Source organism: Arthrobacter sp. Y3224055, from assembly GCF_059090825.1.
Map to the genome: position 1 here is coordinate 484,590 of NZ_JBNHGB010000002.1, position 22,220 is coordinate 506,809.

19 protein-coding genes are annotated in these 22,220 nt (G+C 70.4%); 7 read left to right on the plus strand and 12 right to left on the minus strand.

Going from position 1 to position 22,220, the window contains the following annotated elements; translation table 11 throughout:
- Positions 1-16 precede the first annotated feature (16 nt).
- Together AC5RTY_RS07605 and AC5RTY_RS07610 are read left to right on the plus strand one after the other, a co-directional pair.
- On the plus strand, positions 17-691 hold the full coding sequence (locus AC5RTY_RS07605; protein ID WP_493977903.1) for a potassium channel family protein: 675 nt from the start codon (positions 17-19) through the stop codon (positions 689-691).
- On the plus strand, positions 688-1,371 hold the full coding sequence (locus AC5RTY_RS07610) for a potassium channel family protein (RefSeq protein WP_493999518.1): 684 nt from the start codon (positions 688-690) through the stop codon (positions 1,369-1,371). The genes AC5RTY_RS07605 and AC5RTY_RS07610 overlap by 4 nt, the downstream gene beginning before the upstream one ends.
- A gap of 39 nt (positions 1,372-1,410) precedes the next feature.
- Here AC5RTY_RS07610 and AC5RTY_RS07615 read toward each other — a convergent pair whose 3' ends face one another.
- The 4 genes from AC5RTY_RS07615 to dut all read right to left on the minus strand — a co-directional run bounded on the left by AC5RTY_RS07615 (position 1,411) and on the right by dut (position 3,845).
- A complete protein-coding gene (locus AC5RTY_RS07615; RefSeq protein WP_493999517.1) occupies positions 1,411-2,193 on the minus strand; it encodes a DUF3159 domain-containing protein in 783 nt (260 codons plus the stop codon).
- A 3-nt stretch (positions 2,194-2,196) separates the two neighbouring features.
- On the minus strand, positions 2,197-2,544 hold the full coding sequence (locus AC5RTY_RS07620; protein WP_493999516.1) for a hypothetical protein: 348 nt from the start codon (positions 2,542-2,544) through the stop codon (positions 2,197-2,199).
- Positions 2,537-3,262 carry a DUF3710 domain-containing protein gene (locus tag AC5RTY_RS07625; RefSeq protein ID WP_493999515.1) on the minus strand — a complete coding sequence of 242 codons (726 nt, stop codon included), beginning with the start codon at positions 3,260-3,262 and terminating at the stop codon, positions 2,537-2,539. Before AC5RTY_RS07625 ends, AC5RTY_RS07620 begins: the two co-directional genes overlap by 8 nt.
- 118 nt (positions 3,263-3,380) lie before the next feature.
- On the minus strand, positions 3,381-3,845 hold the full coding sequence (gene dut, locus AC5RTY_RS07630) for a dUTP diphosphatase (RefSeq protein WP_493999514.1): 465 nt from the start codon (positions 3,843-3,845) through the stop codon (positions 3,381-3,383).
- Positions 3,846-4,036: 191 nt separating this feature from the next.
- On the opposite strand from dut, the gene AC5RTY_RS07635 reads away from it, so the two are divergent.
- Positions 4,037-4,543: a DUF3093 domain-containing protein gene (locus AC5RTY_RS07635; RefSeq protein ID WP_493999513.1), complete on the plus strand. Its 507-nt coding sequence runs from the start codon at positions 4,037-4,039 to the stop codon at positions 4,541-4,543.
- 51 nt (positions 4,544-4,594) lie between these two features.
- On the opposite strand, the gene AC5RTY_RS07640 is transcribed toward AC5RTY_RS07635, so the two are convergent.
- On the minus strand, positions 4,595-4,897 hold the full coding sequence (locus AC5RTY_RS07640; protein ID WP_493987423.1) for a DUF4193 domain-containing protein: 303 nt from the start codon (positions 4,895-4,897) through the stop codon (positions 4,595-4,597).
- 324 nt (positions 4,898-5,221) lie between these two features.
- On the opposite strand from AC5RTY_RS07640, the gene sepH reads away from it, so the two are divergent.
- Complete coding sequence (sepH, locus tag AC5RTY_RS07645) at positions 5,222-6,694, plus strand: septation protein SepH (RefSeq protein WP_494139311.1); 1,473 nt, start codon at positions 5,222-5,224, stop codon at positions 6,692-6,694.
- A 90-nt stretch (positions 6,695-6,784) separates the two neighbouring features.
- Here sepH and AC5RTY_RS07650 read toward each other — a convergent pair whose 3' ends face one another.
- The 3 genes from AC5RTY_RS07650 to AC5RTY_RS07660 form a co-directional block, all read right to left on the minus strand.
- Positions 6,785-7,885: an alkaline phosphatase family protein gene (locus AC5RTY_RS07650; RefSeq protein WP_494001243.1), complete on the minus strand. Its 1,101-nt coding sequence runs from the start codon at positions 7,883-7,885 to the stop codon at positions 6,785-6,787.
- Between the two features lie 85 nt (positions 7,886-7,970).
- Entirely contained in the window at positions 7,971-8,636 is a 666-nt protein-coding gene (locus AC5RTY_RS07655; RefSeq protein WP_493977911.1) for a DUF5998 family protein, read from the minus strand.
- 47 nt (positions 8,637-8,683) lie between these two features.
- Positions 8,684-11,392, minus strand: coding sequence for a bifunctional acetate--CoA ligase family protein/GNAT family N-acetyltransferase (locus tag AC5RTY_RS07660; RefSeq protein ID WP_494139312.1), 2,709 nt, complete (start codon positions 11,390-11,392; stop codon positions 8,684-8,686).
- 47 nt (positions 11,393-11,439) lie between these two features.
- Between AC5RTY_RS07660 and AC5RTY_RS07665 the strand changes: the two genes are divergently transcribed.
- Both AC5RTY_RS07665 and AC5RTY_RS07670 read left to right on the plus strand, forming a co-directional pair.
- Complete coding sequence (locus AC5RTY_RS07665; RefSeq protein ID WP_494139313.1) at positions 11,440-13,938, plus strand: DNA gyrase/topoisomerase IV subunit A; 2,499 nt, start codon at positions 11,440-11,442, stop codon at positions 13,936-13,938.
- A gap of 9 nt (positions 13,939-13,947) precedes the next feature.
- A complete protein-coding gene (locus AC5RTY_RS07670; RefSeq protein WP_493999509.1) occupies positions 13,948-14,466 on the plus strand; it encodes a DinB family protein in 519 nt (172 codons plus the stop codon).
- Between the two features lie 77 nt (positions 14,467-14,543).
- Here the strand turns inward: AC5RTY_RS07670 and AC5RTY_RS07675 are convergent, their stop codons facing one another.
- From AC5RTY_RS07675 to AC5RTY_RS07690, 4 genes are read right to left on the minus strand one after another with little or no spacing between them, the layout of a single operon-like run.
- Complete coding sequence (locus AC5RTY_RS07675; protein WP_494139314.1) at positions 14,544-15,527, minus strand: GNAT family N-acetyltransferase; 984 nt, start codon at positions 15,525-15,527, stop codon at positions 14,544-14,546.
- A gap of 4 nt (positions 15,528-15,531) precedes the next feature.
- On the minus strand, positions 15,532-18,951 hold the full coding sequence (cydD, locus tag AC5RTY_RS07680; RefSeq protein ID WP_494139315.1) for a thiol reductant ABC exporter subunit CydD: 3,420 nt from the start codon (positions 18,949-18,951) through the stop codon (positions 15,532-15,534).
- A 5-nt stretch (positions 18,952-18,956) separates the two neighbouring features.
- A complete protein-coding gene (gene cydB / locus AC5RTY_RS07685; RefSeq protein ID WP_494139316.1) occupies positions 18,957-19,976 on the minus strand; it encodes a cytochrome d ubiquinol oxidase subunit II in 1,020 nt (339 codons plus the stop codon).
- 31 nt (positions 19,977-20,007) lie between these two features.
- Positions 20,008-21,639: a cytochrome ubiquinol oxidase subunit I gene (locus tag AC5RTY_RS07690; protein WP_494128732.1), complete on the minus strand. Its 1,632-nt coding sequence runs from the start codon at positions 21,637-21,639 to the stop codon at positions 20,008-20,010.
- Positions 21,640-21,827: 188 nt separating this feature from the next.
- On the opposite strand from AC5RTY_RS07690, the gene AC5RTY_RS07695 reads away from it, so the two are divergent.
- Complete coding sequence (locus AC5RTY_RS07695; protein WP_493977919.1) at positions 21,828-22,217, plus strand: BlaI/MecI/CopY family transcriptional regulator; 390 nt, start codon at positions 21,828-21,830, stop codon at positions 22,215-22,217.
- Positions 22,218-22,220 lie beyond the last annotated feature (3 nt).

The following is a 22,220-nucleotide window of genomic DNA, read 5'->3' on the forward strand; positions in this document are numbered from 1 at the left end:
TGCCGGAAGGACGTGGATGGCGCACTTTGTGATCATGGGCTGCGGGCGCGTAGGCGTGACGCTGGCCCACACCCTGGAGGACTCGGGGCACAGCGTGGCCATTATCGACCAGGACGACCGGGCATTCCGCCGGCTGCGCTCGGGGTTCACCGGCCGCAAGGTCACCGGCGTCGGATTCGACCGCGACACCCTGCGGCACGCAGACATCGAGAACGCCTACGCCTTCGCTGCCGTTTCCAGCGGCGATAACTCCAACATCCTCGCCACCCGGGTGGCCCGCGAAACCTTCCACGTGCCGCATGTGGTGGCCCGCATCTACGATCCCGGCCGCGCCGAGATCTACCAGCGGCTCGGTATCCCCACGGTGGCCGCGGTGCGCTGGAGCGCCGATCAGGTGCTGCGGCGGATCCTGCCCGAACAGGGCATCAAGGGCGACTTCCGTGAGGCCTCCGGCCGCCTGATCCTGGGTGAGGTGCAACTGGACGACGGCTGGGTGGGCCGGGAACTGGCCGAGATCGAAGCCGCCTCCGGCGCCCGGGTGGCCTACCTGACCCGTTTCGGCGAGGGAATCCTGCCCGCCCGCGGCACCCGCTACCAAAAGGGCGACATCGTCCACGCCATGATGGCGGTGGATTCGACCTTCGAAATCGACAGGATCCTGTCCAAGCCCCCCGTGGAGGAGTCCGAATGAGGGTGGTCATTGCCGGCGCCGGCAGCGTCGGATCGTCGATTGCTCGGGAGTTGCTCTCGAACAACCACGACATCCTGCTGATCGATCCGAAGCCCGAGGTGATCGGCCGCAGCGGGCTGAAGGGCGCGCGCTGGCTGATCGGCGACGCCTGCGAGATCACCACCCTGCGTGAAGCCCGGCTGGAAGAAGCCGACGTGGTGGTCTCGGCCACCGGCGACGACAAGGTCAACCTGGTGGTCTCGCTGCTGGCCAAGAGCGAGTTCGGCGTCGGCCGCACGGTGGGACGCGTGAACAACCCCAAGAACGACTGGATGTTCGACGACTCCTGGGGCGTGGATGTTGCCGTGAACACCCCGCGCCTGATGACCGCCCTGGTGGAGGAAGCCGTGGAGATCGGAGACCTGGTCCGGCTGCTGACCTTGCAGAGCGGCGTCGCGTCCATGGTCGAGTTCACGGTTCCCGCGGACTCGGCGCTGATCGGTCAGCGGCTCGGCTCCATCGCCTGGCCGCAGGATGCCACGGTGGTGGCCATCCTGCGCGACGACGCGCCGATCACGCCGAGCCCTGACGACGTGGTGGAAGGCAGCGACGAGCTCTTCTTCATCACGACCATCGCCGCCGAGGACGAACTGCGTGCGGTCCTGACCGGCCGGCCCGCCGCCGCGGCGGCGGCCGACTAGGTCACGGGGCCCGGCCGGCCGCGGCGGCGGCGGGCCAGATCACTCGGCCCGGGCGGCCTCGACGGACGCCGGGCGGGAGACCAGCCACGCCAGCCACAGCCCCAGCGCGTACAGCGGCACGCCCATGAGCAAGCGGGTGGTGCCCAGCGCCACCAGGCCGTCCTCGCCCATCAGGTAGAGGGGAAGCTGCACCACAAGCCGCAGCAGGAGCACCGCCATCACGATCCAGGTGGCCATGGTGTACGCCTTCAGCCGTTGCGGCTGCTGCCGCCATGCCGTTCCCTCGCTGCGGATCAGCCCGAAGATCAGGCCCAGCACCGGCCACTTGACGGCCACCGAAACCAGCATGACCAGAATGTAGGCGGCATTCGTGATGAAGCCCCAGACATAGAAGTCCTCGGCCCGGCCCGTGCTGTTGGCGACGAAGGCGCAGATGGCGACCCCCACCAGGCCGGAGAAGGCCTGCGTCACGGTGCCCCGCTGCACCAGGCGCAGCACGGTGAAGACGGCGGCGGCCGCCAGCGCTCCGATCAGCGCCGGGCCGAGCTCCCGGCCGATGGTGAACACCACCAGGAAGATCACGCCCGGCAGGATGCTCTCGGCCAGCCCGCGGACGCCGCCCACGGTCTTCAGCACGTCGATCTGTCCGTCGTCGGTGCGGTGGACCGCGGCGCTCGCCGCGTAGGCGCCGGCAAGCGCCTCGGCCGCGTCCGGGCGCCTGTTGCCCGGTTCTCCCGCGGGTTCCGGACGGGCGCCGGAGGGCTGCCCGTCCCCGGCCGGCGGCACGCTGTGCGGACCGGAGTCCGGCTGCTGATCTGTCATGGGTTAATTCTCCAACGGGCTGAGGATCTCGTAGCGCGGGTTGTAGATGGTGGCAGTTCCTTCCACCCTGAACAGCATGCCCTCGAAGGCCAACCGGATGCCCGCCGCGATGCCGGGCACGCGGCGCTGCCCCAGCCAGACCAGCCGGACCCGCGGGTGCCCGCCGTCACGGGACTTGCCCGGCTCCTGCTGGCCCGCGTCGGTGACGACGGCGGCAAACCGCGGCGGCTGCCCCGGCGGCGCGATGGTGATCGCCTCAACCAACCCGGTTCCGGCGACGTGGCCGCGCTCTGGCAGCCGGGCGATGGGGCTGTCCGCAGGGCCGCGATGGACGCGGGAGCGGTCAGCCAATCTCGGTGATCTCCGGGCCCCGCTCGGGCGCGGTCAGTCCGGGGTTGCGCGGCGCCTCGGGTTGCGGCGGGCCCGGGACGCCCTTAGGCATCTTGAGCTGCAGCAGATCCTTGGGCGGCAGCGGCTGCGAGCCCCGGACCACCACGGTGGAACGGAAGAGTTCCTCGAGGTCCGCGGCCTTGGCCCGGTCCAGCGCGGCGGGTCCCCCGATCACGCCGCGCAGGAACCAGCGCGGCCCGTCGACGCCGAGGAAGCGGGCCACCCGGAAGCCCTGCTTCCCGTCGGCGGTCTGTGCCGGCAGCTTGGCCACCACCTCGGTGCCCATCGGTCCGTCGATCTCTTGGACCGTGCCGCCCTGTGACCCCACGGAACTCGCGATCTGGGTGCGGATTTCCTTCCACAGCCCCTCGGATTTCGGCGCGGCAAATGCCTGGAGCTGCAAGTTGGAACCGGCCAGGTCCAGGGTCACCGCAACCACCCGCTTGGACTTTTCCTCGACCTCAAGCCGCAGCTGCAGGCCCTCCCGGGGACGGACCTTCAGCGCGCCCAGGTCCAGGTAGCCGTTGCCGGTGTCCTGCTCGGAGTCGTCGTAGGGGCCGTTCCGGCGGGGACCGCTGTCCGGCGCCGGCCGCGTGGCATCCTCGCCAGGTGCGGCCGCGGCGGCTTCCGGCCCTTCGCCGTCGTTCTGGTTCCTCTTCTTGGAACGCCCAAATGCCATAACGTGAGATTCCTCTTCCTCCGGTCCTGCACCGGGTTGCTCAATGTCTGCGCCGAGGGGATGCCGCCTGCGGCGGGCAGGCGTCCAGGTGCGTGCCCGCCGCACCGCGCGTGCGGAACTAACCGGCGCCGAACCCTCCGGTGGATCCGAATCCGCCGGCCCCCCGCGTCGAATCCGGGAGCTCGGCGACGCGTTCGAACGCGGCCGTCTCCACCTTCTGGATGACCAGCTGCGCGATCCGGTCCCCCCGCTTGAATGTGAGCGTTTCACTGGCATCGGTATTCAGCAAGGTGACCGCTATCTCGCCCCGGTAACCGGCGTCCACCGTGCCGGGGGCGTTGACGATGGTCAGTCCGTGCTTGGCGGCCAGCCCGGAGCGTGGGTGGACCAGGGCAACATACCCGTGCGGCAGCGCCAGCGCCACGCCCGTCGGCACCAGGACACGCTCCCCCGGGGCGATCCGGAAATCGATTCGGCTCCGCAGGTCGGCCCCGGCGTCCCCCGGGTGGGCGTAGGCGGGCGGTTCCAGTCCGTCGTCGAGCATTTTCAGCTGGACCGTCAGCGTTTCAGTTGTCTGCTGCACTCGTGATCGTTTGTCCTTGCGATTGCGGATGTGGCGGCGGGAAGACTGCGGCCGCCAAGGGCCGGGCCCGCTGAGATATTCCGCACATCACTCTAGCGCGTTTTCAACCGTGGCGCCCGCGGGCGGGCGGGCTTCCGGGGGCCCGCCGGGAGCAAGGTGAAATGCCTGTCAAAAGGTGAAAAGCTGAGTCCATGACACAACCCGCGACCCCTGCAGGCGGCTCCGGTCCCGCCGGCGGTCCTTCCTCCGTGACCCACTTCGATGAGCGGCTGTGGCCCAATTTCTGGGTCTGGCTCATCGCCGCCGGCACCGCCGCGGCGGTCATCGTCATGCTGGCACCCATCAGCATGACCGCGGGCATCATCGGCGCCGTCGTCGCCGCCATCCTGCTGGCCGTCCTGCTGATCGCTTCCACGCCGCGGATCCTGGTCACCGACACCATGCTGCAGGTGGGCCGCGCCCAGATCGAGCGCCGCTACGTGGGGCGGGTGGAAGCGTTCACCGGCGAGGCTGCCACCGAGCAGCGCGGCCCCAAGCTGAACGGCACCGCGTACATGTGCATGCGCGGCTGGATCGATCCGGTGGTCACCATCGAAATCACCGACGAGACGGACCTGACCCCTTACTGGATCGCCTCCACGCGCCGGCCGCAGCAGCTCGCCGCGGCCCTGAACCGCCCCGCCGCGGACGCGTCCTAGCGGCCCCGCGGGGCGGGCCCCCGGCGGGGCCGGTCCCGTGGTTGCCGGCGGCTACCCCTCGCAGTCCCGGCAGTAGAGCAGCCCGTCTTTCTCCTTGGCCACCTGCGACCGGTGGCGGACCAGGAAGCAGGAAGCACAGGTGAACTCGTCCTGCTGGGCCGGGAGTACGCGGACCAGCAGTTCCTCGCCGGAGAGGTCGGCGCCGGGCAACTCGAACCCCTCGGCCGCCTCGGCCTCGTCCTCGTCGACGACGGCCGACTGCGTGTCGGTCCGCCGGTGCGACTTCAGCTCTTCAATGGACTCCTCGTGGGTCTCTTCGTCAGGCTTCCGCGGGGCGTCGTAGTCAGTGGCCATTGTTGTTTTGCTCCCACTCCGGTGGTCCGGTCCAGTTTCACGTCAGGCCCCCGGTTCCGGGACACGTGCCCGTGCCTGACGATCTGTGCACAGGCTCAACGCGTTCGCCGTCGATTTTGTGCCCGTGACGCGAAGATTCTTGCCGATTTCGGTGCGCCTGCCAAACCCGGGGGCCGCAGGGCGTTCACGGCCGCCTTCGGACGCGGCGCCCGGCCGGGGCGACCTTGGCCACAAACTCCGCGCCACACCCGCGAAAACAATAGGAAAAGCCCGGTATGGGTGGCAGAGTTTCAGGCATAAAGTGTCGTCTGGTGGAGGGTTTTCATGCAGGATCTACGGCTGGTGGGTGTCCATGAGGATGGCGAACATCTGCTGTTGAGCGCAGGTGGGGACGACTACCGTCTGGCCATAGACGAAGCCCTGCGCACAGCGGTCTTCCGACCGACAACAACGCGCGCTCCCGGGGCCGGCGAACCGTCGGACGCCGGTATGTCCCCCCGCGAAATCCAGGCGCGCATCCGAGCGGGCGCCACGGCCGAGGAGGTCGCGGCCGAATCCGGCCTCGACCTGCAGCGGATCCGGCGCTATGAAAGCCCGGTGCTCGCCGAGCGCCACTACATCGTCGAGCAGGCCCGCAAGGTGGAAGTCGCCGGCCCGCTGCCCGGCCACGACGGCTACCGGTCGGCCTTCGGCGACGAGCCCGCCACCCTGGGAGAAATGGTGGACCACCGGATCCACGCCTTCGGCATCGACCCGGAGTCGATGAACTGGGATTCCTGGCGGCGCAGCGACGGCACGTGGGAAGTTGTGGCGTCCTTCACCGCGCCGGCGGCTCCCGCCACCGACTCCATCGGGGAAGAACCGCCCGCCCGCTGGGTCTTCCATGCGGCCCGCCGCACCATCCAGAACGCCAACCGGTGGGCGCAGCAGCTGAGCGAGCTCGAAACCGTGGACGGCCCGGTCCCCGGACGCCGGCTGAAGGCCGTCACCGACCATGTCTTCGACTTCGAAGCCGATACCGGCGCGGACCCGGACCTCGGGCCGGCAGGGCACGAGGACGGCGGGCAGGACGACGGGCAGTCCGCCGAGTCGGAAGAGCTGCTGGACGTGCTGCGCTCCCGGCGGGGGCAGCGGCTGGGCGTGGACGAAGATGCCGACGACGCGCTGGCCTTGATGCTCACCCACGGTCCGATTCCGGCGGCCCATCCGCGCGACTCGTTCGAGGACGCGGATGATTCCGGCGACGACCCCGGCGCGCGGCCGCGCGCCGGCTTCCCGCTGACGCTGGCCCCGGCCTACGACGACGGCGCGGTCTCTTCGCTGGAATTGGGGCACGGGATCAGCACCCACACGCACGAAATCACGCTCTCCGGCGCGCCCGGTTTCCTGCGGGACGAGCCGGCCGCGGCAACCGGCGGCGGCGTCCGCGACCAGGACGGCGTCCGCGACCAGGACGGCGTCCGCGACCAGGACGGCGACCTCACCGGGGAAGAGGCCGACGCAGAGCCGGCGACCGGCGGCGGCGCGCAGGAAACGGGCGCCCCGTCGGACGAGCGGATTGAGTTTGTCAGTCCTTCCACGGCACCGCTGAAAACCGTGGAAAACAGCAGCGGAGCGGCCGCGGAAAAGGCCCGGACGGCGCAGGCCGGCGCGGAGACCGCCGCCGATCCCGAACCCGGGGCCAAAGACACGGTGCGGGAGGATCCGGCCCCGGAACCGCCCAAGCGCTCCATCAAGCCGAAGCGCTCCAGCGTGCCCAGTTGGGACGAGATCGTCTTCGGCACCAAGCACGACTGATCTGCCGCCGGCTGCAGAGAAGACCCGGGCTGGGCGCCCGGCCTGCCAGGCTGCCTGGCCCGGCAACCTCTCGTTGCCTGCGGGCGCGGACTAGCGCCGTTTGCCCGGAGCCACCAGGGTCAGCAGGGGCACTTCCCGCTCCGCCTTCGTCAGCGAGCCGTGCTGGCCGACCACGGACATCGCGGTCTCCGGCACGCGCCGGGTGTCGTAGAACGCCACGGGTTCCCGGGCAGCCACCATCAGGTCTCCGATGCGCGGCAACACCCGCGGGTCCACCCGACCGAAGAACCCGCGGCTGACCGCCTCTTCCCGGGTGAACACCCAGGCCTGCTTCCCATACCGCTCCAGCCAGGCACGGGCCACCTGCTCGCGCTGCCCGGCCGTGGCGTCCGGTTCGAAATAGAGGTGGACCAGCCGCGGTTCGCCGCCGGTGTGCCGCACCCCGGCCACCAGGGCCGGGTCCGCCGAGTAGTCGAAACGGAACTCCTCGGCCACGTCCAGCATGCCGTGGTCCGCGGTCAGCAGCAGCAGCGTATCGGCCGGAAGCTGTCGGGCCAGGCGGCGCATGTCCGAGTCAAGTTCCTCCAGCGCATGCCCCCACTGGGCCGACGCCGCGCCGAACCGGTGGCCCGCCTTGTCCAGTTCGTTGAAATAGAGGTAGACCAACGCCCGGTCCGTAGCCGCCAAGGCTTCCGCGGTGGCCTGGGTCCGGGCATGGCCGGTGGCGCCGGGCACGAACCTGCTGCCGCGCAGTGCCGCCCGGGTCATGCCCGACTCCGCGAACCGGGGCAGGCTGACGGTGGTCACCGGCAGCTGCCCGGCTACCCGTTCGAACACCGTGGCATGCGGCTGCCACACCTGCGGGTCCACCCCGGGGTCCCAGCCTCCGAGCTGGTTGACCACCTTGTCCTGCCCCGGGTCCAGGACGTCATAGCCGACCATGCCGTGCAGGCCGGGCGCCAGCCCGGTCCCCAGGCTGGCAAGGGACGCCGCCGTCGTCGAGGGAAGGGCGCTGCCGAGGGTCCGCGAGTTGTCCATCGCCTGGCGCAGGAAGGGGGCATGTCCGCCGCGCTGCTTCAGCAGCGCCTTGCCCAGTCCGTCCACCATGACCACGCACACACGCCGCGCCTGCGGCAACTGCAGCTCATTGTCGAAGCCCTCGGCGCCCAGCGCGGCCGCGGCACTGGTCATGACCTCCGCGAGCGAGTTGCGGCCGTAGCCGGGGGCAGCCGGAAGCGGGTCCTGTATCAGCGTCACGCAGCGTCGATCCCGCAGATCAGCGGCCGTGGTGGCCGCGGACCAGGCGGTTGCCGATGCGCGGGCGCTGCTGCACCGGGCCCGGCGCGGCGGCGGGCTCCGGGTGGCTGGTGCTGACCTTGCGCAGGGCGCGGGCAAAGTCCTTGGCGTTCTGGACCGCCTGCAGCCCGTCGGCCTCCGCGCTGACCCGCAGCACGATGTCTTCCTGGACGATATTGCCCGTGTAGCCGTGGTCGGCGTCGCACTGCGGATCGCCGCAACCGGCCGGGCCCATGTCCAGCCGCTGGCCGCCGGACCAGGCGATGGCCAGAGTCAGTTCGCGGGCCTGGTCGGCGGAGGTGTAGTTCTGCGGCTGGGCGTAGACGTAGCTGAGCACCACGGAGCGGATCTGGCTGACCGGGACCGACTCTGTGGAAATCTGCGCCACCATCTGCTCGCCCTCGTCGTCCAGCTGCTGGTCGTCCACGTGCGTGATGACCAGCATGTCCTCGGTGAGCACCAGCACGGTGATGTGCCGGTGCACCTCGTTGCGGTCGAAGTGTGTCTCCAGGTGCACCAGGTGGGACAGCGGCTCGCGCTCGTCCAAGGCGTCGTGGACCACGTCGGAAACCAGCAGCGGATAAAAGCCGGCCCGGTTGAGGGCGTCGTCGAGACTGCGGCGTTCGGCCGTCGATAGGGGGCTCATGGTTCCATAATCCCCTACCCTGCCGCCGGATGGCTAACCCGGCAGGTTCAGTCCCGCATGGCGCGCCGCGCGCTGTCCGTGCGGTGCGCGTGGTTTCCGAGCCGGACTTCGGCGTTCAGCACGGCCAGGCCGCGGTCGGAGAGCTGGACGGGGTTGAGCTCCAGCAGGGCCACTTCGGGATGCTCGTCCTTGAGCTGCGCCACGCGGGCGATCAGGTCTTCGAGCGCCGGAACGTCCACTGCGGGCAGGCCCTGGTAGCCGAAGAGCTTCTCCGCCGCGCGGGGCCCGCGGACCAGGTCCGCCACATCCACGGTGCTCAGCGGGGGGATCCGGTGGGACCAGTCCCCCAGCAGGTTGACGGCGTCGCCGGCCAGCCCGAAGGAGACCACCGGGCCCAGCAGCGGATCCTCGATGGAGCGGATGGTGCAGGCCTGGCCGGCGGGCACCATCGACTGGACTTCCAACGGGATATCGCCGAACGGGGCCAGGCTGGCCCGCATGTGCGCGATGTTGGCGCGCAGGGTCGCCTCGTCTGTGATGTTCAGCCGGACCCCGCCCAGGTCCAGCCGTTGCCGCAGCCGCGCGTCGGTGGTTTTGACGGCCACGGGCCAGCCGAGCCGTTCGGCGGCGGCCACGGCCTCGTCGTCGTGCGTGAAGCCGGCCGACTCCTGAACCGTGATGCCGTAGCAGCCCAGCAGCCGGGCGGTCTGCGCAGGGGTCGGCGTCAGCAGCTCGGTCCCGGTGACCCCGCCGAGCAGGGCGTCGATCTGCCGTTGCGCCTCGGCGGGATCCGTTCCCGCCGGCTCGGGGAACTCGCCCTGGTCGCGGGCCTTCCATTCGGCGTAGCGGACCGCGGCCGCCAGCGCGTTCACGGCGCTGGCGGGGCTGGTAAAAGCGGGCAGGCCGCGCTGCAGGCCGCCGCCGGAATCCGGGCCTCCGGCGGCCAGCAGGCCGTCGGTCCGTTCGGCCAGGTCGAGCACGCCGGTGAAGGAGGCGACCACCGGCTTGCCCGCCTCTTCGGCGCAGTCCCGCAGCACTTCCGCCAGCCGGGAGGTCGGGATGCCGGTGGCGGGAAGGAGGGTGACGACGGCGGCGTGTACCTCGGGTGCGGACAGTGCCTGCCGCACCTGCCGGCGAAGCATCGGGAGCGCGGTGGACTGCCCGGTATCCAGGTCCAGCGCCACCTCCCGCCGGACCACGTCCAGCTGGTGGGCCCTGGCGGCGTCGGCCACCACGTTGCCCAGCGCCAGGGAGTTGCTGAACACGGCCAGGTTGGCGCCGGCCGGAAGCGGCTGGCTGACCAGGACCTGCGCCACGTCCATCAGCTCTTCGTTGGTCTCCACGCGGATCACCCCGGACTGGCGGAACATGGCGTCGAGGGCGCCCGGCGGCGCCTGGGTGGTGCGTACCGCATGGCCGGGCGGCAGCTGCAGCCCCATCACATCGGACTTGGCGACGATCACCGGCTTGCTACGCGAGAGCCGGCGCGCGATGCGGGAAAATTTCCGGGGGTTGCCGATGGATTCCAGGTAGAGCCCTACCGCCAGGGTGGCCGGGTCGTCTTCCCAGTACTGCATGACATCGTTGCCGGAGACGTCGGCCCGGTTCCCCGCCGACACCGTGGAGGACAGGCCCAGCCCGCGCCGGCTGGCGGCGGTGTAGAGCAGGACGCCGATGGCCGCAGACTGGCTGAACAGCCCGAGCGCTCCGCGCGGGGGCATGGCAGGCGCCATGGAGGCGTTCAGCGACACCGCCGGGTCGGTGTTCAGGAGCCCGAGGGAGCCCGGGCCGATCACCCGCATCCCGTGGGCGCGGGCCTGGCGCACCAGCTCGCGCTGCCGCTGCAAGCCTTCGGTCCCGGCCTGGGAGAAACCGTCGCTGGCCACCAGGATGCCCTTGACGCCGGCGGCGGCGCATTCGCGGGCCACCTTGGGCACTTCCCCGTAAGGGACGGCGACGACGGCGAGTTCCACGGGGTCCGGGACGTCGGCGATGGCGGCATGGGAGATCATGCCGTTCAGTTCGAAGGCCTGCGGGTTGATGGCGTAGACGGGACCGGTAAAGCCGGCTTCGATGATGTTCTCCAGCAGCGAGTAGCCCACGCTGCCCCAATCCCGGCTGGCGCCGATCACGGCCACGGATCCGGGGGCCAGCAGGGCGGCCACGCTCTTGGCCTCGGCCCGGTGTTCCCGGGAGGCCATGACGGCGCGGGAGCGCTCGGTCGGGTCGATGTCGAACTCGAGGGCGACCACCCCGTCGTCGAAATGGCGCCGCACCTCGTACCCCGCGTCGTTGAAGACGGTGATCATTTTCCGGTTCTCCGGCAGCACCTCGGCGGAGAACTTGCTGATGCCGTTCTCCCGGGCGGCCGCCGCCAGATGCTCCAGCAGGATGGAACCCAGCCCCCGGCCCTGATGGGCATCGGCGATATTAAAGGCGACCTCGGCTTCGGCGGGATCGTCCAGCCGGTCGTAGCGGCCGATCCCGATGATTTCATCGCCGACGGTGATGACGAAGGCAACCCGGCTGACGTAGTCGACCTTGGTGAAGCGGGCCAGTTCGCGCGGGCTGAGCTTGGACTTGAAGGTGAAGAAGCGAAGGTAGATGGAGCTTTCCGATTGCCCCACGTGGAAGGCCTGCAGGGCCTCGGCATCGGCCGGGACGATGGGGCGCAGGTGCGCCGTCCCGCCGTCGCGCAGCACGACATCCGCCTCCCAATAATCCGGATAATCCGGGGAATCAGCCTCTTGCGCCATAAACTCACTGTATCCGCAACTTTTAGCTAAGGACCGAAGCTCTACCCATGCCCCGCCGCCAGACTCCCGCCCCCGAAGAGGACTACACGGAGAACATCGTCGATATCGACGTGACCTCCGAGATGGAAGGCTCCTTCCTCGAATACGCCTATTCGGTCATCTACTCGCGCGCACTGCCCGATGCCCGCGACGGGTTGAAGCCGGTACAGCGCCGCATCCTCTACATGATGTCCCAGATGGGGCTGCGGCCGGACAAGGGGCACGTGAAGTCCGCCCGCGTGGTCGGCGAGGTGATGGGCAAGCTGCACCCGCACGGCGACGCCGCCATCTACGACGCGATGGTGCGGATGGCGCAGTCCTTCTCGCTGCGCATGCCCCTGATTGACGGCCACGGCAACTTCGGATCGCTCGACGACGGTCCCGCGGCACCGCGCTACACCGAGGCCCGCCTCGCGCCGCCGGCCCTGGCGCTGACCGACCACCTGGACGAAGACGTTGTGGACTTCGTGCCCAACTACGACAACCAGCTGATGCAGCCGGCGGTACTCCCGGCCGCTTTCCCCAACCTGCTGGTCAACGGGTCTTCCGGCATCGCGGTGGGCATGGCCACGAACATGGCGCCGCACAACCTCGGCGAGGTGATCGCCGCGGCCCAGCACCTGATCGCCAACCCGGACGCCACGCTCGAGGACATCATGCGGTTCGTCCCCGGACCGGACCTGCCGTCCGGCGGCAAGATCGTGGGCCTGGACGGAATCCGCGACGCGTACGCCACCGGCCGCGGCTCCTTCAAGACCCGCGCCAAGGTGGAGGTGGAGAAGCTCACCGCCCGCCGCACCGGACTGGTGGTCACCGAGCTGCCCTACGGCGTGGGCCCGGAGAAGGTGATCGAGAAGATCAAGGACGCGGTGACGTCCAAGAAGCTGCAGGGCATCAGCGACATCGTGGACCTGACCGACCGGCAGCACGGCCTGCGCCTGGTCATCGAGCTGAAGAACGGCTTCAATCCGAACGCCGTGCTGGCGCAGCTGTACCGCTATTCGCCGATGGAGGATTCCTTCGGCATCAACAACGTGACGCTGGTCGACGGGCAGCCGCGCACGCTGGGCCTGATGGAACTGCTGCAGGTCTACATCAGCCACCGCATCGGCGTCGTCCGGCGGCGCACCGCGTTCCGGTTGGGCAAGAAGAAGGACCGGCTGCATCTGGTCGAAGGCCTGCTGATCGCCATCGTGGACATCGACGAGGTCATCCAGATCATCCGTTCCTCGGACGAGGCCGCGGCCGCCCGCGAGCGGCTGATGGCCATCTACGACCTGTCCGAAATCCAGGCCAACCACATCCTCGAACTGCGGCTGCGCCAGCTGACCAAATACTCGCGGATCGAGCTCGAGAAGGAACAGGACGAGCTGCGCCGCGAGATCGCCGCACTGGAGGAAATCCTGGCCAACGAGGCCATGCTGCGCCAGCTGGTGTCCGACGAGCTGGGCGAGGTTTCCGCGCTCTACGCCACGCCGCGGCGGACCGTGCTGCTCGAATCGGAGGCCGCCGCCCCGCTCCGCGGCACCGCCCTGCCGGCTCCCGCCGCCGGCAAGAACGCCAAGGCCGCCCTGCCGCTGCAGATCGCGGACGACCCGTGCTGGGTCCTGCTCTCGGCCTCCGGCCAGCTCGCCCGCACGGTGGACCAGGAGCCCCTGTCGGACGGCCAGCGGATCCGGCACGACGTCCTGGCGTCAGTCGTCAGGACCACTGCACGGGCCGAAATCGGAGCGGTGACCTCGCTGGGCCGGATGCTGCGGCTCCCGGTCCTGGACATGCCGGTGCTCGCCGCCGCTGCCGGGTCGCCCAACCTGGCCGGGGGCGTCCCGGTCAAGGAGTTCGTGACCCTGGCGAAGGGCGAATCGCTGGTGGCCTTGGCGCCGCTGGACAAGGTCCTCGCCCTCGGCACGGCGCAGGGCATCGTCAAGCGCGTGACCCCGGACTACCCGCTCAACCGGGAGGACTGGGAGATCATCGCGCTCAAGCCCAAGGACTACATCGTGGGCCTGAGCGTCCCGGCCGACGACGATGAACTGGTCTTCATCACCCGCCAGGCGCAACTGCTTCACTACCCGGCCTCGACGGTGCGCGCCCAGGGCCGCACGGCCGGCGGCGTCACGGGCATCAAACTGGGCGCGGAAGACACCGTGACGTTCTTCGGTGCGGTCGCCGCCGGGGATGCGGACGCCGTCGTCGTCACCGTCGCCTCCTCGCAGGAGGCCCTGCCGGGCACCTCCCCCGGCTCGGTCAAGGTCACCCCGTTCACGGAGTACCCGGCCAAGGGCCGGGCCACCGGCGGCGTGCGCGCGCACCGCTTCCTGAAGGGCGAGGACATGCTCTCGCTGGCGTGGGCCGGGCACGGCCCGGCGAAGGCCAGCTCGGCCAACGGCGCCTCCCGGGCGCTGCCTACCGAACACGGCCGCCGCGATGGTTCCGGCATACCGTTGTCCCAGCCCGTGGACGCCGTCGGCCCCGCCCTATCGCAGCAGGGGTCACAAGACTCCTAAGCTGGCTGCATGGCGATCATCCCCGATACCAAGGACTGGACGTGGGTCACCGGGCGGCCCTGCCCCGAATGCGGCTTCGACCCGGCCGGCGTCACGCCGGACCGGATCGGCCCTGAGGTGCTGGCCACGGTGCCCCGCTGGCAGGCGGCCCTGGCGGAGCCCGGCGCCCACGTCCGCCCCGACGACTCGACGTGGTCGGTGCTGGAGTACGCCGCCCACGTCCGAGACGTCTGCCGCGTGTTCGATGCCCGGCTGCAGCTGATGCTCGGCCAGGACAACCCGGAGTTTGCCGACTGGGACCAGAACGCCGCGGCCGTTGAGGGACGTTACGCCGGCCAGGACCCGCGCGCCGTCGCCGAGGAGCTGGCGGCAGCAGCCGCGGAGGTCGCGGCCGGCTTCAATGCGGTGACCCCGGCCGAGTGGGACCGGCGCGGCAGGCGCAGCAACGGTTCGGCTTTCACCGTCGTCACGCTCGGCAGCTACTTCCTGCACGACGTCACGCATCACCTGCACGACGTCGGGGCGTAGCCGCCGCCCGGCCGCGGTGCACAACGTCGTAGGTGCACGACGTCGGGGCCCAGCCGCCGGCGGTCCCCCTGCCTGCGTCAGGTCAGGGGCAGTTCATAGTCCAGGTAGCGCTTGGTCGGCACGTAGCCCATCCGGGTGTAGAGGGCCAGCGCCCCGCTGGGGTTCTCGGTGTCAACGCCCAGCCCGGCGTGTGCCATCCCGCCGGCCCGGAACCGGCGCATCGCTTCGGCCAGCAGCGACTGGGCAAGCCCGCGGCCGCGCCACGGCCTGCGGACGCCGAGGAGGTTCGTGAACCCTTCGTCATACCCTGACTGCAGCTTGTACTGAGGATCAAAGCTGGCCACCTGGTACGCCACCGTCTCGCCGGAGGCGGCCTCCACCACCGACATGCTCCACTCCGGCCTGGTCTCAGGGTGCTGCACCAGGTTCTTCCACCGGCGCTCGTCCCTCGGCTCGCTGCCCCAGTGGTCCGCGAACGCCTCGTTGTGGGCGAGCCGCACGGCGTCGCTGTCGCCCGGATCCAGGTCCACAAAGACGAAGCCCTGCGGCAGCGGCGCGTCCGGAATCTCCACCAGCGGCCGGGTCATTTCGGTAAAGTAGCGGACCACCCTGGCGCCCACCGCTTCCATCAGCGCGTTGTGCGCCGGATCTTGTTCCTCGGTGCTGCTCCGCAGGACGCCGCCCCTGATGCCGGCCGCGCGGAACCGGCGCCGCTGGCGGTCGGCCTGCCACTCGTAGAGCGCCCTGCCGATGCCGCGGCGGCGCCAGTCCGGATCCACCCCGCCCCAGGTGTGGGCGACCGGTGAGCCGGCGTTCGCGTAGACCCGGCCCACGGCACGCACCGTCCCGCCGGCATCCAGCCCGAGGGCGGTGCACTCAGCGGGGTCGTTGGCAGGGTCGTCGAACGCCTCCGCCAGATCCGCCGTCGTCTCGGTCCAGACCGGTTTGTCCACCGCGGCCATCCGCTGGATCAACCGGCGCCAGCCCTCGATGTCCGAGGCGGACATGGGACGCCAGCGCAGGGCTCCGCCGGGAACGACCGGCAGGTCGGAATTGGTCATTGCCTCAGCTTAGGGCAGCGGCATACGTGCCGGTAGGCAGCTGCAGCCGAAGCCCGCACCATGCGGCTTGCCGTTCGTCGTGCGTCACCATGACCACCGCCTTGCCGGCGAGCCCGCGGCGCAGGTCGGCCAGCAACGCGTCCCCGGCGTCGCGGTCCAGGTGCGCGGCCGGTTCGTCGAGCAGCACCACATCGGAGTCGGCCAGCAGCGCCCGGGCCACGGCGAGCCGCTGCCGCTGGCCGCCGGAGAGGAAGTGCCCGCCCGGGCCGATCCGGGTGCCCAGCCCGTGCGGCAGTCCGGCCAGGAATCCGCCCAACCCCACGGCGGCGAGCGCCGAGCGCATCTCCTCTGCGGCCGGCGGGTCCGTGGCAGGCCGGGCCAGCAGCAGATTGGCGCGGAGCGTCGAGTTGAACAGGTGCGCTTCCTGGGGCATCCACGCGATGGCCGACCGCGGAGCCCCGCCGGACCTCCCGTTGACCAGGTAGCGGCCGGAGGCCAGTGGCAGGAACCCCAGCAGTACGCCGAGCAGCGTGGACTTCCCGCTCCCCGACGGGCCGGTGACCGCCAGCCATTGACCGCGCTCCACCCGCAGGTCCACGCCGGTGAAGGCGTCGTGGTCCGCGCCCGGGTACCGGTAGGACGCGTTGCGCAGTTCCAGCGCCTCGACCGGAGCTTCCCGCCGTGCTTGGCGGGCCGGGGCCGCGCCGCCGCTGCCCAGCTCCGGAATGACGCGTGCCCCGGCGGCGCGCCAGGCGCCCCATTGCTGCACCGCGGTGTTCACCGCCATGAAAGGTTCGGCCAGCGCCAACTGCATCAGGACGACGACGGCCACCACCCCCGGCACCGTGCCTCCCGCCGAGCCGAGCATCACGACGGCTGAGAGGGAACAGGCCAGCACCGTCAGCGCGTGTCCCAGGCCCTGCGCCCAGGCGCTGCGCTGCACGGCGGCGGTCGCTTCCCGGTCAAGGCGGCGGGCACGCAGCAGCAGCGGCCCGGCAGCCGTGTTTGCGGCCAGGTCCCGCGCGGCCGCCAGCAGCCGCGTGAACGCGTTCAGCGACCTGCCCTTGAGCCGCACGGTGGTTGCCTGGGCGTGGCGGTCCGCCCAGCGCGTCACCGCGGGGGCTCCCACTATGCAGATCCCGGAGAGCAGCAGCTGCCAGCCAAGGGCCGCGGGCATCAGCAGCGCGGTGGCCACGCAGGACGCGGCGGCCACCAGCAGGCCGACCAGCGGGGCGAAGACCGCCCGAGGGGCGATGTCCCGCAGTTCGTCCACGTCTCCGACCAGCCGCTCCAGGGCGCCGCCGCCGCGTGCCAGCCGCCGCCACGCTGCCGGCCGCTGCAGCAGCCCGTTCCACAACCTGATCCGCAGCCGGTCGGTGCTTTCGAAGACGGCGTCGTGCAGCTTCAGCCGCTCCTGGTAACGCAGGACCGAACGCCCGATCCCGAAGAACCGGACACCGACGATGGAGGTCATCAGGTACAGGATCGGCGGCTGTTCGCTGGCATAGACGATCAGCCAGCCCGACAGGCCCGCCAGCGCGACGGCGAAGAGCGCCGCGCCGAGGCCAAAGCACAGTGCGGCCAGGAACCTCCCGCTCCACGGCCGTAGCAGCGCCGCCTGCCGCCACAGGCCGGGTCCGGCGCCGGCGGCGTCCATCCCCGCCGCTTCGGTTCCGCCGTCCTCCCCCGCCGCTTCCGTGCCGGAGCCCGCCCTTGCTCCGGGCGCCTGCCCGCCGCGTTCGGTGCCCGGTGCCGGGGACCGCACACCATCCGTATCCGACGGGGCGGCAGCAACGGGTTCCCCGGACGCCGGCACCACCGGCACCACGTGGTCGGCGAGCGCCGCGGTGTCCGGGTCGTGGGCCACCAGCACGGTGGTCACCCTGCCGCGGAGACCGTCCAGCGCGGCCTCGATGGCCCGGGCACTGCGCTCATCCACGTGCGCGGTAGGTTCATCGGCCAGCAGCACGTCCACCCCGGGGACATGGTCAACCCGGGCCAAAGCCCGTGCCACGGCCACGCGGCGCAGCTCTCCCGGGCTGAGGTCGCCGGTGTCCGCGTCCGCCAGGCCGGCGGCATTGACCTGCGCCAGCGCTTCCTCCGCCGCTGCGCGCCCGGCCGGCCCGGCCAGCCCGGCATACAGCGCCACCTCCTCGGCCGCGGTGGACTCGGAGGGAACCGGATGCTGCGGGATCCACGCGATCCGGCCGCGGTCGAGGCCGGACACCCGGCCGGCCAGCCGGATGCCGGCCCCGTCCCGGCGCAGGCCCGCCAGGATCTCCAGCACCGTGGTCTTGCCGCCGCCGCTCGGCCCGGACAAGGCGGTGATGCGGCCGGCCGGAGCCGTGAAGTCCAGCCCTTCCAGCACCTGCCCACGGCCCGGGTAAGCGGCGGCCAGCCCGGCAACCCGCAGCTCCGGCGCTTCCCCGCGGCGCTCCCCGGGCCGGTGCCCGGCGTCCGGAGCGGCGACCAGCGGCCGGCCCGCCGGCGCGTCCAACACAGCCTTGCTGCGCTCGAGGGCTTCCAGTCCGTCTTCGCTCGCGTGGTGCGCCGAGCCGAGGTCGCGCAGCGGTTGGAAACACTCCGGAGCCAGGATCAGGGCCAGCAGCCCGGCTTCCAGTTCCATTCCGCCGTAAACCAGCCGGATGCCCACGAACACCGCCACCACGGCCACGGAAATGGTGGCGATCAGTTCCAGTGCCAGCGAGGACAGGAAGGCGACCCGCAGCGTGGCCAGGGTCCGTTCCCGGTAGGCGCGGGCGACATCGCCCAAGGCCCGGGTCTGCGCGGCGGCCCGGCCCAGGCCGACCAGGACCGGCAGTCCCCGGGCCAGTTCCAGCAGGTGGTCGGACAGGCGGTCCAAGGCCGCGGCCGCCTGTTTCGTCCGGTCTTCGGTGTGCTTGCCGATCAGGATCATGAAGACCGGCACCAGCGGCAGCGTGAGCACCACGATCAGCGCGCTCACCCAGTCCGCGGCCAGGATCCGCAGCCCCACCAGCAGGGGTACGGTGGCGCAGGTCACCAGGGCCGGCAGGTACTTGGCGTAGTAGTCATCCAGGTTGTCCAGTCCCCGGGTGGCCAGCACACTCAGGGCGCCCTCGCCCGGGGCGGAGCCGTCGCGCCCGGCCGGGGAGGCACCGCCGTCGTGCAGGATCCGGGCGGCGAGGCGGGCCCGCAGGTCCTCCTTGATGCCGGCCGCCGCCCGCTGCGCGGCCACGTCCTGGCCCCAGGCCGCGGCCGCGCGCAGGACGGCGCCGAGGGCGCCGGGCAGCAGGACCGCCTCCCAGCTGAACGTCCCGGCCGCCACGCCTGCCACCCCGGCGGCCACCGCCGAAGCGAGCAAGACCAAGCCGCCGGCCTTGACGGCCGCGGCCAGTCCCAGCAGGTAGAGCGCCCGTTTGCCGGCGGCGCCCACCGGAAGCACCGGCTTCACTGTGCGGTGACGGCGTGTGCTGCGGGGATGGCGGAGGCGCTCACGCGCTTGCGGAACACCCAGTACGTGTAGCCCTGATAGACCAGCACGGCCGGGATGCCGAACAGCGCCACTACGCTCATCACGCCCAGCGTGTAGTCCGACGACGACGCCGAGTCCACCGTCAGGCTGAAGGACTCGTCGATGGTCGAGGGCAGTACCGTGGGGAACACCGCGGTGAAGATGGTTGCCGACCCGGCGACCACGAAGGTGCCGAGCCCGGCGAAGGAGAGTCCGTCCCGTCCGGCCCTGGCCAGCAGCCAGGCCGCCGCCGCGCCGAGGGCGGCCAGCAACAGCGTCGCCACCGTGACGGCCTTGCCGTGGCGCAGCACCAACACGGCGGCCCACGCGGCCATCGGCAGCAGCGCCACCGGCAGCCAGCGCAGGACCAGCGCCTTGGCCCGCAACCGGACCTCGCCGTCGGTCTTCAGCGCCAGGAACGCCGCCGCGTGGACCAGGCTGAAGCCGACCACCGCCAGCCCGCCGAGCACGGCGTAGCCGTTGAACCAGGCGAACGGTCCGCCCACCCGGTCGCCGTTGGCGTTGAGCGGCAGGCCGGTGGTGGTCAGGGCGAGCATGGCCCCGACGCCGAAGGCCGCGACCAACGAGCCCAGCGCGATCGCCCAGTCCCAGCGCGCCCGCCACCGGTCCGTGTCCACCTTGCCGCGGTATTCGATCCCGACGGCGCGGAAGATCAAAGCCAGCAGCACGAGCACCAGCGGGAGGTACAGGCCGGAGAACAGGGCGGCGTACCACTCGGGGAAGGCCGCGAACGTGGCGGCCCCCGCGGTGACCAGCCAGACTTCGTTGCCGTCCCAGACCGGGCCGATGGTGTTGAGCAGCACGCGGCGTTCCGTGTTGTTCCGGGCGAAGCCGCGCATCATCATGCCGACGCCGAGGTCGAATCCTTCCAGGAACAGGTACCCGGTCCAGAAGAAGGCGATGACAATGAACCAGATGGTGGGCAGGGTTTCCATGAGTCGTCCTTATCGATCCGTAGGAGCCGGTTCAGTACGCGAACGCGAGCACGTCATCAGGGTCTTTTCCGTTCCCGTCCGTTCCATCTCCGTCCTTGCCGCGGCCGCCGGTGCCGCCGTCGTCGTCCGTGCCCGTGCCATCCGCGGACGCCGCGGGCAGCAGCTCGGGCATTGCCGCCGGCACACCGCCGCGGCAGTAGGCGGCGAGCAGCTTCACTTCCACCACCAGCAGCGAGCCGTAGACCAAGGTGAAGGCGCTGAGCGAGAAAATCAGCTCCCCCAGCGAGACGCCCGGCGACACGGCCGCGGCCGTGAACATAAAGACGTTGTCGATGCCGTCGGGATCCGGGTTGGGTGCCACGACGAACGGCTGGCGGCCCATTTCGGTGAAGATCCAGCCCGCCGAGTTGGCACCGAACGGGGCCAGGATTCCGAACACGGCCAGCCGCATCAGCCACTTCGATTCGGGCACCGTGCCCTTGCGCACCACCCACAGGGCGACGGCGGCGGCCGCGGCGGCCAGCATGCCGAAGGTGATCATCATCCGGAAGCCCCAGTAGGTGACTTCCATGACCGGCACGTAGTCGATTTCGCTGCCGGCGCGCTCGCCGTAGATCGGGTTGTCGGGCAGGTGCGTTCCGAAGCGCTCCTGGTACTCCGGCAGCAGGCTGTTGATGCCCCGGATCTCGGTGTCGAAGTCGCCGTTGGCCATGAAGGAGAGCAGTCCGGGCAGCTCGACCACGGCGACCATGTCGTCGCAGTCGTTGGAGCCGAGGTCGCCGACCGTCAGGATGGAGAAGCCCGTGCCGTCGTGGCAGGCGGCCTCCGCGGCGGCCATCTTCATGGGTTGTTGCTGGAACATCAGTTTGGCCTGCAGGTCCCCGGTGAGGGACACCCCGGCGAAGGAGACGACCGCGACGACGGCGCCGATCCGCAGCGAGCGGAGCCAGACCTTGTGGTCGGCCGCATCCCTGCCGCGCGCCGGGTCGGATCCGACGACTACCGTGCCGTCCGGGCCCACGGTGTCGATGCCGTCGCGGCGGCGCTTCCACAGGTGGTACCAGCTGATGCCCAGCAGGAAACCGCCGGCCACCGAGGTGGCGCCGAAGATGGTGTGCGGGAAGGCCACCAGCAGCGTGTTGTTGGTCAGCACGGCCCAGACGTCCACCATGACCGGCCGACCGTCGATCATTTCGACGCCGACCGGGTGCTGCATCCAGGAGTTGGCGGCCAGGATGAAGTAGGCCGAAGCGACGGTGGCCAGCGAGGCACCCCAGATGCTGAGCAGGTGCACCGCTTTGGGCAGTCGGCCCCAGCCGAAAATCCACAGGCCCAGGAAGATGGACTCGACGAAGAACGCGAGCAGGGCTTCCATGGCCAGCGGCGCACCGAAGACGTCGCCGACGAAGCGGCTGTATTCGCTCCAGGCCATGCCGAACTGGAATTCCTGGACCAGGCCGGTGGCCACGCCCATGATGAAGTTGATCAGGAACAGCTTGCCCCAGAACTTGGTCATCCGCAGGTACTGGTCCTTGCCGGTGCGGTACCAGGCCGTGTGCATGATCGCGACGAGCAGTCCCAGGCCGATGGTCAGCGGCACCATGAGGAAGTGGTAGACGGTGGTGATACCGAACTGCCACCGCGCGATTTCAAGTGCTTCCATTGCCGCTGCCTCCCGGACTGACCTGGGTTCCGGACTACTCCGGAACTCATTTCTACACGCCGTAGAACTTAATCTTCTACGAACTGTAGAACATTTGCACGAAAGACGGTAAATTAGAGACCAAGAGCACGGTCGTAGAAAGGTTCTGCGCGCCGGTGATGCGACGTTAAGAGACGAAAAGGAACCAGATGGCTACTCTCGGAGATTTGGAACGGGCGGTCATGGACGTGCTGTGGTCCCAGAACGCCGCCGATCCGGCCGAGGCCGGACTGACCGCCAATGAGCTGCGCGACACGTTGGCGCAGGTCTCCGCGGACGGGGCGGACGGCAAGGAGCTGGCCGTCACAACGGTGCTGACCGTTCTGTCCCGGCTCGAGAAGAAGGGCCTGGTCCAGCGCGGCCGCGACATCCGCCCGCACCGCTACCGGGCGGTGACAAGCCGTGAAGAGCACACCGTGGAGCTGATGCACGAGGTCCTGGGCTCGGCCCCGGACCGCGAGGCCGTCTTGGCCCGCTTTATCGGGACGGTCAGCGACGAGGAAGCGGAAACCCTGCGCAAGATCCTCTCTTCCAACTGAGCT

Excerpts from the sequence above, each read along its gene's own strand:
- AC5RTY_RS07665 (WP_494139313.1), top strand. The coding sequence starts at position 11,440 with ATGCCCCGCCGCCAGACTCCCGCCCCCGAAGAGGACTACACGGAGAAC.
- AC5RTY_RS07605 (WP_493977903.1), top strand. The coding sequence starts at position 17 with ATGGCGCACTTTGTGATCATGGGCTGCGGGCGCGTAGGCGTGACGCTG.
- cydB (WP_494139316.1), bottom strand. The coding sequence starts at position 19,976 with ATGGAAACCCTGCCCACCATCTGGTTCATTGTCATCGCCTTCTTCTGG.
- sepH (WP_494139311.1), top strand. The coding sequence starts at position 5,222 with ATGCAGGATCTACGGCTGGTGGGTGTCCATGAGGATGGCGAACATCTG.
- AC5RTY_RS07650 (WP_494001243.1), bottom strand. The coding sequence starts at position 7,885 with ATGACCAGTGCCGCGGCCGCGCTGGGCGCCGAGGGCTTCGACAATGAG.
- AC5RTY_RS07640 (WP_493987423.1), bottom strand. The coding sequence starts at position 4,897 with ATGGCCACTGACTACGACGCCCCGCGGAAGCCTGACGAAGAGACCCAC.
- AC5RTY_RS07670 (WP_493999509.1), top strand. The coding sequence starts at position 13,948 with ATGGCGATCATCCCCGATACCAAGGACTGGACGTGGGTCACCGGGCGG.
- AC5RTY_RS07625 (WP_493999515.1), bottom strand. The coding sequence starts at position 3,262 with ATGGCATTTGGGCGTTCCAAGAAGAGGAACCAGAACGACGGCGAAGGG.
- AC5RTY_RS07660 (WP_494139312.1), bottom strand. The coding sequence starts at position 11,392 with ATGGCGCAAGAGGCTGATTCCCCGGATTATCCGGATTATTGGGAGGCG.
- AC5RTY_RS07675 (WP_494139314.1), bottom strand. The coding sequence starts at position 15,527 with ATGACCAATTCCGACCTGCCGGTCGTTCCCGGCGGAGCCCTGCGCTGG.
- AC5RTY_RS07635 (WP_493999513.1), top strand. The coding sequence starts at position 4,037 with ATGACACAACCCGCGACCCCTGCAGGCGGCTCCGGTCCCGCCGGCGGT.
- AC5RTY_RS07690 (WP_494128732.1), bottom strand. The coding sequence starts at position 21,639 with ATGGAAGCACTTGAAATCGCGCGGTGGCAGTTCGGTATCACCACCGTC.
- AC5RTY_RS07655 (WP_493977911.1), bottom strand. The coding sequence starts at position 8,636 with ATGAGCCCCCTATCGACGGCCGAACGCCGCAGTCTCGACGACGCCCTC.
- AC5RTY_RS07695 (WP_493977919.1), top strand. The coding sequence starts at position 21,828 with ATGGCTACTCTCGGAGATTTGGAACGGGCGGTCATGGACGTGCTGTGG.
- AC5RTY_RS07615 (WP_493999517.1), bottom strand. The coding sequence starts at position 2,193 with ATGACAGATCAGCAGCCGGACTCCGGTCCGCACAGCGTGCCGCCGGCC.
- AC5RTY_RS07610 (WP_493999518.1), top strand. The coding sequence starts at position 688 with ATGAGGGTGGTCATTGCCGGCGCCGGCAGCGTCGGATCGTCGATTGCT.